Source organism: Guggenheimella bovis (assembly GCF_054492335.1).
The window spans coordinates 19,496-34,468 of the sequence record NZ_JBQWTF010000001.1; the positions used below are offsets into that span (position 1 = coordinate 19,496).

Sequence of the window (14,973 nt, forward strand, 5' to 3'; positions counted from 1 at the left end):
CCGTTTCCAGATTGGTAAGATTCATGCTAGGTGCTACTCAAAAATGTAGGAAGAAGTAAGATGAATTCGAAAGGAGGTCGTATGAAGAAAATTTTTCACATTGTCGTAGGCACAGCCCATGAAAAGGTTCTTTTCCATTCACTTGAGGACGAAAAAAGACTAAAGGACTACTTACATATTTACAAAGAACGAAATCATCTAGAAATTTTTGCCTACAGCATGAAGTCGACGGTGCTTCATCTCATCATCCGTGCAGAACATGCGGATACGTTCATTCAAGGACTCATGGAAGCGTACCAGTATTATTTGGAAATGAAGTACCAAGAGGAATACATGATAAAGATGAAGGTCTTTATCATCTCAAGTATGGACGAATTTTGGAAGCTGATGCGATATCTGCATCAACAAGGATCGAACTCAGGAATTGACTACATGGATTACACGCGCTATAGAAAGCACCCTTTCTTAGATATGGGTCCTATTATTCAGAGCTTCCAAAATGATTCTGAGGATCCGAAGAAGCAATTCTTTAAAGAAGTTATTAAGGAAAATGTTTCAGACTATACCGCAAAGATGGAAAAGCTTGAGGTCTTTGAGGTCGATAAAATGAGTAAGAGAAGAGCGAGAGCGGAAGAATTTTTCGATGACTTTTTACGTGAACACCACTTGAATAAGTTTGAAATCATGCTCGATGAGAATAAGCTTCTTAGAGTTACACTCATTGAACGCTTCAGAAAAGAGACGGATTTAAGTTTTCGAGACATCGGTTATGTCTTAGGGATTAGTCATACGAGCGTCATACGGACACTACAAATGAATCAACCTCGTTCTTGAAAAGAGGAAAGAAATTTGAGATAATGAGAACCATAAGGGGGTAACTTATGGAGAATCACAACGTCTTATTTTCTAAAGAGGACATTCAAAAAAAAGTTGATGAACTAGGAAGCCAGATTACGAAGGACTACGAGGGAAAGAATCTCCTCATCATCGGACTTCTTAAAGGTAGTTTTGTCTTTGTAGCCGACCTCATGAGAGCCATTAAACAACCTGCAGCTATCGAATTTATGACAACGAGCTCTTATGTAGGAGATACGACAGAGACGTCTGGAAAGGTGAGAATCGTCCACGACGTAGAGAAGGATCTAACGAACTTTGACGTCATCATCGTAGATGACATCATCGACAGTGGACTCACGATGAGTGAAGTTTATAAGCTCATTAAGGAGCGCCTTCCTAAAAGTCTTAAGACGTGTGTACTCTTAGATAAACCCTCGAGACGACAGGTCGATTTTAAAGCCGACTACACGGGCTTTGAAATTGAAGATCAATTCATCGTAGGTTACGGACTAAACTACGGTGATCACTTTAGAAATGTAGATCATATCTTTGTCTATGAAGAAGAAAAATAAAATCGATAGCTTCTAGCTATCGATTTTCTCCTTTTTAAGGTTGTAGATCTGTAAGAGGTTTAGATAGAGCACATGCTCTGGATGGCCCTCTAAGAGGACTGTAAGTCCACTATCGACGGATAGGTCTCGAGCTATTCGAACGACCTGTATAGGGCGTCCTGGGCCCATAAATGCGATTCCTTTTAAGATGTCCCAGATACCTTCGAGGTTAAAGGGACGAAGGAAGTCAAGCTGGATTAAAAAGCGCTCTTCTAAGAGGCGAGTAAAGCTATCCGTTAATAGTCCAAAGCGAATCTGTTCGTTCTTTAAGCAGGCGAGAACGTGACCGATCACTTGATCTTCAAGGTCTGTATAATCGACGGAATTCGGGCGTTCACTTGCTTCTTGAATGATCATCGAACGAGCATGACGTAGATTAAAGACTTCGTCGATCTCATTTAACAGGTGGCTAATCACTAAAGCATAGGGATGAGCGACCTTTAAAATGTGAACCTCATCAGAGAGCTCCTTTTGAAAGAGAAAGCGCATCACAGTGCGTTCCTTTTCAAAAGAACCACTGAGGTCGACACTTAAGACATTCTTATCTTCTAAATCTAAGATGATCTCTCGGTAGTCCTCTTTATCGAAAAAATAAGCGAGATCAATTGATTCCGTCAGTAATTCTGATAGAGGGCGTTGTCTATATTCAGTTCCTTCGATGTCTACGATAGCTGCTGGAACATCTTTTCGGAAGAAGTGAAGTGTTTCTCCCTTATGATGTAGATCCTTTGCAAGCCTTAACGAGGCATCGCATCCTGTTCCTATAAGTGCAATATTCATCTTACTCCTAGCTAGAAATGAGGGCCTATGTATACGATCTTTGCAGACTTTTATGACACTCATATCGATTACGACTATAGTCGATTAATAAAATTAGTACATGATTTCCCTGTAGAAAGAGCAAAAGCGCTCGATATCGGATGTGGTACAGGGCAATTTTCAGAAATCTTAAGTCAAAGCTTTCAGAAAGTGTTAGCCATCGATCCGAGTGAAGAGATGCTCTCTTTGGCACGTTTCCGTCATCAGAGAACAAATATAGAATACCTTTTAGGCAGTACTCAATATATACCCACGAATGAAACCTTTGAACTTGTTGTAGTTATTAATGATGTAATTAATTATATTACGCCAGATAAACTTCCACAAGAGGCACAAAATATCATGAATGCCATAACCCAGGGAGGGTATCTTCTCATCGATGTCTCATCGCCTAAAAAGCTAAGAGAAAAACTAGGTAATGAAATCTATTACATAGAAGGGGAAGGGGAGGAACTTTACTGGATGAACTCCTACGACGAAGAGGAGGACAAGGTCGATTTTGAACTCGTTCTTTACAAAAAAGAAGGGGAGCTTTACCGAAGAGATTCCGAGTGGCATACGCAATATGTCCATGAAGCGGATGAGCTTCAAAGGTGTTTTGAACCTTTAGAACTCGTCTATAAAGAAGAGACAGAAGATCGTTATTTATATCTATTCCGGAGGAATTATTGAAAGAACTACTAATCATGACACTCGTGGGTGGCTTTATTGGATACATCACAAACGCCATAGCCATCCTCTTATTATTTAGACCTTATGAAAAAAAGGGACCCTTTCAGGGAATGATCCCTAAACGAAAGGTTGATATTGCAAAAAGCATCGCAGAAGTCGTAGAGACAGAACTGGTAAATTTAAATGAACTATCAACCGTAATGGCGAATGACGTTGATTTCGATGCGCTTAAAGATAGAGTATCGATGAAGCTAGCTGAAGCGATTAAGGAACAAGTAAAAGTCATTCCGACCACGATGACGTACCCCCTCATTTATCGCTACCTCGATAATAAAGGACCAGAGCTGTTAGATGAACTCCTTCAATCCTTTTTAATGGAGCAGCGAGATAAACATCTGGTCGAAAAACTCGTCGAAGATAAGATCATGTCCTATGAGGTAAAGGACCTTGAACAGCTTGTTTGGTCTATTTCAAATAAGGAACTAAATTTCATCATTATCTTAGGTGGAGTCCTTGGTGCCATCATTGGTCTACTGCAAGGTATCCTCGTCATGTTCTGGTTAAAATAGTCAAAATAAGCTTTGAGAACAAGTTCTCTATCATATATCCATATATCCGTATGTTATAATTATCAATGGTAATCGATTCATCTAGGAGGCAAAATGGTAAACAAACGATTCACTGCATTCATCTTATTAGGGGCACTACTTCTATCTATTTTATCGCCCTTTAGTTCTTTTGCTGCAACTGTAAATGTCACACTAAAAGCGGTAGATACGAGTGGAAATCCGCTTGAAGGTGTGAGATTTTGGGTCAATAACGGTTCGTGGTCTTATGCCTCCGAATATTTTACAGATTCTACAGGAACGGTATCCTTTCAGCTAGATGACACGGATACTTATTATGTGGATCAATATGTATATCCAGGTTTCGGAAAGACTGATACCCAAACCATAACCCCTACTGAAGGAGCATTCTATACCTTTACAAATCAGCCCTTACAAAATGTCACGTTAAGATCAGTTGACAGCGCAACTGGTAATGGCATTTCCAATGTCACATTCGATATTGTCGATTTGAACACAAATCTCCTTGAGAGTGTCATGACGGATTCGAATGGGGATGCTATCGCTGCACTTGATCCTTCGAAGTCATACACAATTACTCAAAGAGTAGTATATGGTTATCAAAAGCCAGCCTCCCAAAAGATTAGTGCACCCTTTGATTCGATTTACACTTTTAATAACGTACCAGGGAGCGGTAGTATTACTGTTTCTTTAAAAGATGTGAATGGATATGTGATTCCTGGTGTTCCAGTAGAAATCGCTTTAAAGAGCGATAATATGACGATCGCAACGATAACGACAAATGATCAAGGAATTGCAAACTTCGCCAACTTAGATACTGATTTATATGTCGTAAGAATTGCTAGGCAAAATCCACCTGTCTATTCCTATACGCCTCTTTCTAGAAATGAATATCAGTATGATGCATGGGATCTCTATGTCTCACAGACGAATAGTTGGAACACGCATCTTGATCTCGTACGCTCAGATTTTCCTACTTCAAAAGAAATTACGATTCAGATCGTTAAAGGATTCTTGCTAAATTATAATCCCTACGCTATAGAAGGAATTGGAGTTTATGCAGTAGAAGGATTTGGACCTGATGCACCCAAAACACTCATTGGATATACAGACGCTAATGGACAAGTTAAATACACTTTAGATCTCACTTCACAATTTAAGCCTCAATTTACAAACGACAAAATCGATGGATTTTACGTAATAGATAGTAATTATATTCCCAACTCAGAAAATCCAACCAAAGTGATCATTAATAATATACCGGAAGAACAGTATATAGCTGATTCGATCACTGTAAAAACCGTTGATAAAACGACGGGTCAACCAGTACCTCAGGTTCAAGTTAGGCCATATTATAAATTATCAGCGGATGAATTACTCTACCGTATGCCTCCTGAAATGAAGTTGATAAATGGTGAGTATTATGCTCCTAGCAGTTTTCATCCCTTTATTACAGACGGTTCTGGAACTTTCACATCTATAGGGTATACTTATGATCCGTTCGTATTTGCACCAGAAGGATCCATTCGCGGAACGATCGATACCGTCGTATTTTTCGCAGAAGGAAGTCCATTTGGATATATCACAACGGATCAGACATTCACCATCGATCCTACAACGAAGGAAGTGATCATCCCCTTAGATCGATCCACCTCAGTTGATTATGTTCCAAATGATGTTGTGCTAAGAAAGACGGACAACAATGGAAATCCATTAGTGGGTGCTGTCTTTAATTACTACTATAAAAAAGACCCTATCGAAGTTCTTCCACCGACGGCTGAAGTCATTCAAGTGGGCGGTGTCGAATATGTAAAAGGAAACTCTTTTCCTATTTACACGGGAGCAGACGGTACTTTTACCTTTACTGGTTATACGTTTGACCCGGCTAGCCCACCACCATATAGCGCTTTAAGAGGTAACTTAGGAGAAATTTTACTCCAGGAGGTTCAAGCACCATTTGGTTATGCACTAGATAAGACTTTCATTCCAATTAATTCGAATGAAGTGACCGCAATAAATCAACCTGGTACCAGTTCGAATATCACATTCAAGTTTGTGGATGCCGATACCTTGGAACCTATTACGATCGATCCAGGTCTTTTGCCAGACTTCACTTTATTTAAGGGACCCCTTTCAAACCCGGATTTCTATTCAACCTCACTTCTAAGCACAACGGGAGAAGTTACTTTTGAAAATCTGACGAATTCCTATGAGTACTTTTACCAAGAACCTAACATCCAGGGCTATACGAACTCTCAAGAATATAAACTGGTTGATTTAACCAAGAGTGAAATTATTGTTCCTTTGAAAAAGGTCGGTACAAGTAGCAGGTTCATCATAAGAACAAGCCAGTTTACGCTACAAAATGGTACTCCTTATCCCTTGCCATTGGCGGGAAAAACGTTAAGACTGTATGATGCGAATGGAACTTTACTTGAAGAATTTACTTATGGTCAAGACACGGCGGATTACTATACAAAAAATGACTATCCAGAAGGAACTTATACAGTAAAGTTATTTGAAGGACCAGTACAAGTCGGCGAGCGTACTTTTACGGTAACGCAGCAAGATTTCATAAACACTGCTGGATTGCCATTTAGTGTAAATTTCTTAATTCAACCTGCTCCGATTCGAGTACAAGTAGATAAGTATGATTCGGTGACGAAAAGTAAGCTTGCGAATGCCGAATTCGCTATCTATAGATATTTCGAAATGCCTAAAGGCCCCATGATGGTTGGCCCACTTCCAACCCTTGAAAATCAGTTTAACTACGCTGGAAAGCAATGGACGTATTATAAAACAGTTAAAACGAATGCCGATGGTCAATTTGATCCTGAGCTTCAATTAGACCGATTAGGCATGGAATTAGTAGGATCTCCAGCTTATGAATATCTAATGGTTGAGATCAAAGCACCAGACGGATATGCGAATAATTTTGAACCTGTCCTGATTTCAAAAACAGAAGATCTTCAAACCTTTTCTATTCCAAACGATCCAACCTTTATCGACGTTGAGAAGAAGTGGGTGGATGGAGACAACGTGAATAATACACGTCCTGCATCCATAGACGTTGGTTTATATAACGACACGACACTAGTTCAGAGTGCAACACTTGATGCTACGAACAACTGGAGTCATCGCTTCACTGGACTCAATTACTACGATGCGAATGGGGTTCTCATTAACTATACCGTTAAAGAAATCAATCCTTTAACCAACTATGTGACGACCTATGCTCAAGAAGCAGGTAATCCTCATAAGACGATCATTACAAATACGCTTACAAAGGATATTCATGCGATAAAAGAATGGGGTGAAGGGTCAACAGAAGTACCTGTAACCTTTGAGCTTCAAAAGACAGTTAATGGTATTACGACGACTGAAACTAAAACATTGGATTCGACCAATGGATTTACTACCGTTTGGGAAAAACAACCTGTTTTTGATGAATTAGGTAATGAAATTACGTACACGGTAGTAGAAAAAGATCCACCAGTAGATTTCATTGTTTCAGAGACGACGGGTACGGGAATAGAGACAGATCCATTTAATATCACAAATACACCAAAGCCAAAACTACGTGACGTGATCGCAGAGAAGAAATGGTCTTTGGGATCAACGCCACAAGCTGTGACCTTTGAGCTCACCCAGACTTTAAATGGAACGACGACTACCATGGGACAACTCGAGGCAAATGATTCCAATGGATATCGTGTGGCTTGGGAAAATGTACTCGCTGAAGATGTCTATGGAAATGTAGCGACGTATTCCATTACTGAAGTAAATCCTCCAGCTGGATTTAAAGCCAGTGCTGTAACAGGCAATGGAACGGTTGATTCCCCCTTTGCCATTACAAATACTGAAGTAAAAGATGTTTATGCTAAGAAATCTTGGTCAGCTGATGCTACGCCAGCACCTGTAGATTTGACGCTAAACCAAGTGATTAATAATGTCTTGACACCCGTAGGAACAAAAACTGTAAACGACGCTAATTCCTGGACTGTTTCATGGGCAGAGCAACCCGTTTACGATGCATCTGGAAATGAAATCCAATACATCGTCACTGAAAATGTTCCCGATGGTTATTCAATGAAATATGACGGTGGAACCGGAACAGCGGCAGAGCCATATATTATCACTAATACACTGAATCCAATACCTGCTCCAAAGACTGTAGATATCTATACAGAGAAACGATGGGCAGCGGGTTCTACTCCTGTAGCTGTTACGCTTCAACTTGCGAAAGTTACGGATAATGGTCTCGTGGTTGTGGGTGAAGCTGAGTATAATGATCAGAACGCCTATAAACATACCTTTACAAATCTTCTTTTAGAAGATGAGTTAGGCAGTGTGATTAGGTATGTACTCATTGAACCGAATGAACTAGCTGGATTTAATTCAAGTCCTGCTGAAGGATCAGGTACAGAAATAGATCCTTTCTTCATCACGAATACGCCGATTCCAGTACCAAAGATCGACATTCACGCGAAGAAGGAATGGGCTCCAGGGTCTACACCTCAGGCAGTTACCTTTGAATTAAGTAGAATTGATGGATCAACGGTAGAGACACTTACACAAATGACTCTAGATGCTCCTAACTGGGATGCTACTTGGACGGACCTCGAACAATTTGCTCCAAATGGTAGCGAGTACACTTACATCGTTAAAGAAATCGATGTTCCAACAGGTTTTACAGCAAGTGTTCCTACAGGTACAGGTACGGTTAGTGATCCCTTTATTATCACTAATACACCAGATTCAACGCCAGTCGTTGTAGAGACCGTAGATATCTATGCTGAAAAACAATGGGAAACGGGTTCAACATCCGTTCCAGTTATATTGGAATTAAGAAAAGTCGAAGGCGATAACTTAGTACTTGTTGATCAAGCTGAATTCAACGAAGGTAATTCCTTTAAACACACCTTTGTGCGTGTTCCATTAAAGGATGAATATGGTAGCGATATCCAGTATGTTCTAGTTGAACCCAACGTACCCACTGGATTTACTTCGAGCGCTCTAAGTGGTTCTGGAACACAGACAGATCCTTTTGTCATTAAAAATACGCCAAAGCCACTCCCACCAAAAGAGACTGTTGATATTCACGCAAAGAAGGTATGGGAAATTGGTTCTACTGGAGAACCTGTTACCTTTGAACTTACACGTATTCTAGGAACAGATCTAGAAGTTCTAGAATCAAAGACTTTAAGCAGTGATACGGAGTGGAAGGCTAGCTGGACTGGTCAAGATAAGTTTGCTCCAGATGGAAGAGAATACACGTATCTTGTAAGGGAAATCAATCTTCCGACCAATTACAAAATGACCTCTGAGACCGGATCTGGTACATTGGATGACCCATTCATCATCACAAACGGAGTCAACGAGACACCACCCAAACTTCGAGACGTTTATGCGAAGGTCATTTGGGCTCCAGGTACAACGCCGGGCCCGATCGAACTAGAATTAAGTAAAATTGAAGATGGTAAGGTTGTAGTCATCGGCAGGGTAACTGTTTCAAGTTCAGATAACTGGTCTACAATCTGGAGAGATCAACCCATTTATGATGCATATGGTAGCGAAATCGTCTATCTACTGAATGGGGAAAAGATTCCACCATATCACCATAAGAGTGATACGACGGGCGTGGGAACAGAAACGAATCCTCTAGTTATAGAAATTTCTACTCTTACAACTCCAGCAGAAGTCATCGACATTCATGCAAGAAAAGATTGGGAAGAGGGGCTTAAAAAAGTTCCAGTCACCTTAAAACTTTTTCGCATCGAAGGACGAAACGTCGTTGAAGTTGAACGAAAAGAAGTCGATGAACTCGTCGGATGGAATGCCAGCTGGTACAGTCTACCTAAGTTCGATTCGAACGGGGAACTCATTCGCTATGTCGTAAGTGAAGTCAATGTACCAAGCGGAATGTACGCAAGTGTTCCAACGGGTACTGGCGCATTAGATGATCCGTTCGTCATCATGAACCGAAAGATCATTATCCCGCCTGATCCAGTCGATCCAGTCGATCCAACGCCTGTTGATCCGACCGATCCATGGACTCCACCTGTGAGACCCACGGACCCTACAGATCCTGTAACGCCTCCAGTGAAGCCCACAGATCCTGTGGTACCAACGGATCCTGTGAGCCCTGAGACACCTACGGAACCTACGAAACCAATAAAACCACCTGTGAATGGTAATCCTGCTCCTGAGAAGGAAACGAATAATCTACCTAAGACGGGTGTAGGCTCTGACGGAACGCTCTATGTGGCTGTTGGATTCATCGTACTCGGAATTCTTTTTCTTCAAAGACAGAAGAAAGTTGTTTTAAAGAAATAGATAGGGTATAATACTCTTGCAATGATGAGGAAGAGTAATTCAAGATACCATTTCAGAAAGGGATCGGGTGTGTGAGATCCTATGGCCTTGAACGAAGACCACCCTCTAGCTTCGGTTAATGTCCGACGGTCGTCCCGTTATAACGTAAAGAGTAAAATATTTAGGTGGAACCGCGAGCAATCGCCCTATGGGGCATTGCTCTTTTTTTATCCAAGGAGGAAAAGATGATTGTACTAACATACCCTGATGGGTCTAAACATGAATTTGAATCAGGAGTCCTTCTCTATGATGTGGCTAAAAGCATCTCAGAGGGTCTCGCAAGAAATGCACTAGGTGCTGTCGTTAACGGTGAAACACGAGGTCTACAAGAAAAGGTTACAGAGGATAGCGACATTCGCTTCGTCGACTTTAAGGATCCAGAAGGAAAGGATATCTTCCGTCATACGAGTGCTCACATTATGGCTCTCGCTGTTCAAAGACTCTATCCCGATGTAAAGTTTGCCATCGGACCTGCTATCGACAACGGCTTCTACTACGACTTTGATACAGAGCACCGCTTCTCGCCTGAAGATCTCGAAGAGATCGAAAAGGAGATGAAGAAGATTATTAAAGAGGGTCATGAGCTCGTTCGCACCGAGATGAAGCGTGAGGATGCATTAGAGCACTTTAAGAAGCTCGGTGAGGTCTATAAGGTCGATCTCATTGAAAACCTTCCAGAAGGAAGCGTCATTAGCTTCTATCAGCTCGGTGAATTCATCGACCTCTGTAAGGGTCCACACTTAAAAGACATTTCTAAAGTTAAAGCTGTAAAACTTCTATCCATCGCTGGTGCTTACTGGCGTGGTGATGAGAAGAATAAGATGCTTCAACGCATCTACGGTACGACCTTCGAAAAGGCGAAAGAACTTGAAGAGTACTTACACTTCTTAGAAGAAGCCAAGAAGCGTGACCACCGTAAACTCGGTAAAGAACTCGACCTCTTTACACTACACGATGAAGGTCCAGGATTCCCCTTCTTCCATACGAAGGGTATGATCATTCGTAATGAACTTGAGACTTACTGGAGAGCAGAGCATAAGAAAGCTGGTTACGGAGAAATTCGCACACCGATGATCCTAAACGAAGCACTTTGGCATCAATCGGGTCACTGGGATCACTACAAGGAAAATATGTACTTCACCGTGATCGACGACAAAGACTATGCGATTAAGCCGATGAACTGTCCGGGTTCTATCATGATCTATAAATCGGGTCTCTACAGCTACCGTGACTTCCCACTTCGCTGGGCTGAACTCGGTCTTGTTCACCGTCATGAGCTCTCAGGAACCCTTCACGGTCTCATGCGTGTTCGTGCCTTTACACAAGACGATGCTCACCTCTTTATGACACCTGCTATGATCAAGGATGAGATTAAGGGAGTCATCGAGCTCTGCGATAAGATCTATAAGACCTTTGGCTTTGAATATCACATGGAGCTTTCTACACGTCCTGAGAATTCCTTGGGCGAGAAGGAAGTCTGGGATCACGCAGAAAATCAACTTCGTGAAGCTCTTCAAGAGATGGGAAAAGACTTCATCCTAAACGAAGGAGATGGTGCTTTCTACGGACCAAAGATCGACTTCCACCTCTCAGACTCCATCGGAAGAACATGGCAATGTGGTACGATTCAACTCGACTTCCAGATGCCTGAACGCTTCGACCTCACCTATATCGATGAGCACGGCGAGCGCGTACGCCCTGTCATGGTTCATAGAACAGTCTTAGGCAGCATGGAACGCTTCATGGGTATCTTGATCGAACAATTTGCTGGTAAGTTCCCACTTTGGATCGCTCCTGAACAAGTTCGTTTGATTCCTGTAACGGATCGCCACAAAGACTTTGCTAAAACCATTGAAGAGAAGCTACGTGCCATTGGCCTTCGCGTTCACCTCGATGACCGCAATGAAAAGGTAGGATATAAGATCCGTCAAGCTCAGCTTGAAAAGGTACCTTACATGTTTGTTATCGGTGATAAAGAGATGGAAGAGAATGTCTTTACGATTCGTCACTTCTTAACCAATGAAAAGGGAGAAAACGAGCAATTTGAAATGAACCTCGATCAATTTATTGAAAAGGCTCAAGAAGAAATTGCTACCAAGAAGTTCTTCATTTAACAACGTAAAAACCTTGCGATGATGTATCGCAAGGTTTTTTTATGTTCGTATGAACCGATCTTTTGAATGGTTTAAATAAATGATTTTGTATGATAAAATGGCATAGGTTAGGTAACTTGTTATTATTTGGAGGAAACTGTGAAAAAGAAACTAAGCATTTCAATAGCAGTTTTACTGCTATTGGCATGCGTCGCAGGCATCATGATTCATCGGAAAAACGTTGCTTATCAGAACTGGTACAACGCCGAAAGAGTCAAAGAGAACGTTACGATCGAGGTAGGAGAGAGTTCCATCGACATTAAGGACTTTCTACTCGATCAAAAGGAACAAGCTGTTTTTCTGAAGGTTCCTGAAATTGATTTTTCTAAACCCGGCACTTATGAACTCACGGTTCATGCTGGACCACGCGATTACAACACATCGCTAACCATCAAAGATACAATCCCACCTACATTGGAAGTAAAGGATCTCACGGTTCCTATTAAAACGGAGCTTGAAGCAGAAGACTTTATCGTAAAGAGTGAAGATCTAACGCCACTCACGTTTGAACTCGTATGGTCTGGCGATGCTTCAAAGCCCGGTGAACACGACGTGAAGCTCATCGCTACCGACTTAGGTAACAACAAGGCAGAACAAGCTGCTAAAGTTCGCTTTGTCTCGGTCGTCGATAAGATCGAAGCCGAGTGCGGTGAACTAAAAAAGCTTGAACCTATGGATTTTGTTCTCGGTGGCACGCTAGGGGATATCAAATTTATTACCGACATCACGAAAATCAACCTCAATAAAGTCGCCACGACCAAGGTTGAAGTGATCTATAACGGTACCCATGTATTTATTCCAGTCATTATTAAAGACACCTCTTCCCCTAAAGGTGACGCAGTCGCTGTGAAAGCCTACCAAGGACAAAAGATCAGTGCCAACCAATTTGTAACAAACATCAAGGATAATTCCAATGTCAAGGTGTACTTTGGTTCAAAGCCCAATGTGAACTCGATCGGTACGCAAAAGGTTTCCGTCATCTTAGAAGACGAAGGAAAGAATCAGACGAAACTTTCTTCTTCTTTGACCATTGAAAGAGACAATGTGGCTCCCGTTATTAAAGGAGCAAGAAACATTCGCGTCACGAGCACTTCTGGCGCAAACCTTAGGAACGGCGTCTATGCCATTGATAACGTCGATGGAAGATTAGCTGTAAGTGTCGATAGCTCAAGAGTTAACGTCAACAAAGAAGGTACATATACACTCATCTATTCCACACAAGATAGGAATAAGAATAAAGCCGTAAAGCAAGTGACCGTTACGGTTGACTTTATTACACCGTATGCACCAAGTGGTTCCACTGGATCTGCAGCACTCGATAATTTATGCGATAGAATCTTGAGTCGCCTCGTCAATAACGATATGTCCGTTTCTTCTAAAATGCGAAAAATCTACGGATGGACAAGTGGTAACATCGCTTATTCAGGCTCTGCTTCAAAAGCGATGATTCCAAGTGCCATCCAAGGTCTTACGACCAGAAGAGGAAACTGCTACACGAGAGCCAATGTCTTAAGAGCACTCTTTGCACGCATCGGTGTAGGAAGCTCTTTAGGTCAAGAGTACCGAGGAATGCACGCCTGGGCTCAAATTGGTGGCCGCGTTTACGATACAGGCTTTGGTCGCTATGGAACACCTTTGAGTTCCCTTCAACATGTTAAGTCCCATGATGTCTACATGTACCGAACGACAGCCTATGATCCAAACGTTGCGAAAGAAGGCTATCGTTTAGAGACCAAGACCACGAAGATTCCTTTTAAGACCGAATACATTGAAGATCCGAACCTTCCTTTAGGCACAACGAAAGTCGTACAGGAAGGTGAAGACGGAAGCCTTTCTATTACGGTACAAATTCGTCTCCGTGATGGCAGACGTACACAAACGGAACGTGCAGAGACACCTCCTATTAATCAGATCATCGCCAAAGGAACAGGTACGGGAACAGGTACAGGTACCGAAACGCCACCTCCAAGTGAAACCGCTACGGGTGGAAACGAAGGAACCGTGACACCACCGCCCACAGAAACAGTAGGTGGAGGAACGGATGTCGTTGAAACGAAGGAAATCTCTGAAACCATTAAAATTGAAAAACCTCAAACCGTTTACATGACAGATTCCAATTTAGCCTACGGTGAAACGAAGACCGTAACCGGAAAATCCGGAGAAAAAGTAATCTACTACCGCATCCAATTACTAAATGGAAAGGAAACGAGCCGAACCGTCATTCGTGAAGAAGTGACCGTCCAGCCGTATCCAGATGTCATCTTTAGAAACCCCGATGCAAAACCAGCAAACCCATAACAGAAGGAGTAACTATGCGTATCATTTCAATTCTCTTATGTCTCGTCCTACTCGTATCTTGCACACCCAAAATGGAAAATACACAAACCGTTGAAGGAAGCACTGTCATCCATTCAACCGAACAAAAAGAAACAGATACACCACAATCTACTGAATCGAAAGTCGAAGAAGTAGGTGGCGTTACAACGGAACCAGAAGCTCAATTTAAGCTCGTTTATAACGGTGTCTCCATCGTTCCTAAGAAGGAATGGGCACCTGCTTTAGAAAAACTAGGAGCACCTACTGATAAGGGTGAAGCTCCAAGCTGTGCTTTTGAAGGAAAGGATATCAAATATACGTATCCTGGTTTAGAAGTTCAAACAGCTATGATTCAAGGCGTAGAGACAGTTACAGGTGCATTTATCACAGATACTTCTGCGAAGACTCCAGAAGGACTAACAATCGGTTCATCCATCGACGACATGAAAAAGGCCTATGGCGAGAACTTCACCGAAGAATTTGGCTCCTTCACGTATGATCAAGGCGAATATCGCTTAAATATCGTTGTGATCGACGATAAGGTAACAGCTATTAGCTATATTGGAAACTTTGGACAATGATCTTTAGCTCAGCTATTTTCAT

Annotated in this window: 9 protein-coding genes; 8 read left to right on the plus strand and 1 reads right to left on the minus strand. The window is 41.8% G+C overall.

Annotated elements, in window-relative coordinates:
- The first annotated feature begins 81 nt into the window (after positions 1-81).
- Both ACUB3H_RS00190 and hpt read left to right on the plus strand, forming a co-directional pair.
- A complete protein-coding gene (locus ACUB3H_RS00190) occupies positions 82-834 on the plus strand; it encodes a transposase (protein WP_459128625.1) in 753 nt (250 codons plus the stop codon).
- A gap of 47 nt (positions 835-881) precedes the next feature.
- A complete protein-coding gene (gene hpt, locus ACUB3H_RS00195; protein WP_459128626.1) occupies positions 882-1,409 on the plus strand; it encodes a hypoxanthine phosphoribosyltransferase in 528 nt (175 codons plus the stop codon).
- A gap of 12 nt (positions 1,410-1,421) precedes the next feature.
- Here hpt and ACUB3H_RS00200 read toward each other — a convergent pair whose 3' ends face one another.
- Positions 1,422-2,228, minus strand: coding sequence for a hypothetical protein (locus ACUB3H_RS00200; RefSeq protein ID WP_459128627.1), 807 nt, complete (start codon positions 2,226-2,228; stop codon positions 1,422-1,424).
- 27 nt (positions 2,229-2,255) lie between these two features.
- Here ACUB3H_RS00200 and ACUB3H_RS00205 point away from each other — a divergent pair, with 27 nt between their 5' ends.
- The 6 genes from ACUB3H_RS00205 (at position 2,256) to ACUB3H_RS00230 (ending at position 14,951) form a co-directional block, all read left to right on the plus strand.
- Positions 2,256-2,939, plus strand: coding sequence for a class I SAM-dependent methyltransferase (locus ACUB3H_RS00205; RefSeq protein WP_459128628.1), 684 nt, complete (start codon positions 2,256-2,258; stop codon positions 2,937-2,939).
- Positions 2,936-3,508 (plus strand): DUF445 domain-containing protein, encoded by a 573-nt coding sequence (locus ACUB3H_RS00210; RefSeq protein WP_459128629.1) that lies wholly within the window; start codon positions 2,936-2,938, stop codon positions 3,506-3,508. The genes ACUB3H_RS00205 and ACUB3H_RS00210 overlap by 4 nt, the downstream gene beginning before the upstream one ends.
- Positions 3,509-3,601: 93 nt before the next feature.
- Positions 3,602-9,862, plus strand: a complete 6,261-nt coding sequence (locus tag ACUB3H_RS00215; RefSeq protein ID WP_459128630.1) for a Cna B-type domain-containing protein — start codon at positions 3,602-3,604, stop codon at positions 9,860-9,862.
- Positions 9,863-10,086: 224 nt separating this feature from the next.
- On the plus strand, positions 10,087-12,015 hold the full coding sequence (thrS, locus tag ACUB3H_RS00220; RefSeq protein ID WP_459128631.1) for a threonine--tRNA ligase: 1,929 nt from the start codon (positions 10,087-10,089) through the stop codon (positions 12,013-12,015).
- Positions 12,016-12,153: 138 nt separating this feature from the next.
- Positions 12,154-14,352, plus strand: coding sequence for a G5 domain-containing protein (locus tag ACUB3H_RS00225; RefSeq protein ID WP_459128632.1), 2,199 nt, complete (start codon positions 12,154-12,156; stop codon positions 14,350-14,352).
- 14 nt (positions 14,353-14,366) lie between these two features.
- Positions 14,367-14,951, plus strand: a complete 585-nt coding sequence (locus tag ACUB3H_RS00230) for a hypothetical protein (protein WP_459128633.1) — start codon at positions 14,367-14,369, stop codon at positions 14,949-14,951.
- The last annotated feature ends 22 nt before the right edge of the window (positions 14,952-14,973 follow it).

Bases quoted from the DNA above. Each gene is read 5' to 3' on its own strand.
- ACUB3H_RS00190 (WP_459128625.1), top strand. From the start codon at position 82: ATGAAGAAAATTTTTCACATTGTCGTAGGCACAGCCCATGAAAAGGTT.
- ACUB3H_RS00200 (WP_459128627.1), bottom strand. From the start codon at position 2,228: ATGAATATTGCACTTATAGGAACAGGATGCGATGCCTCGTTAAGGCTT.
- ACUB3H_RS00230 (WP_459128633.1), top strand. From the start codon at position 14,367: ATGCGTATCATTTCAATTCTCTTATGTCTCGTCCTACTCGTATCTTGC.
- ACUB3H_RS00215 (WP_459128630.1), top strand. From the start codon at position 3,602: ATGGTAAACAAACGATTCACTGCATTCATCTTATTAGGGGCACTACTT.
- thrS (WP_459128631.1), top strand. From the start codon at position 10,087: ATGATTGTACTAACATACCCTGATGGGTCTAAACATGAATTTGAATCA.
- ACUB3H_RS00205 (WP_459128628.1), top strand. From the start codon at position 2,256: ATGTATACGATCTTTGCAGACTTTTATGACACTCATATCGATTACGAC.
- hpt (WP_459128626.1), top strand. From the start codon at position 882: ATGGAGAATCACAACGTCTTATTTTCTAAAGAGGACATTCAAAAAAAA.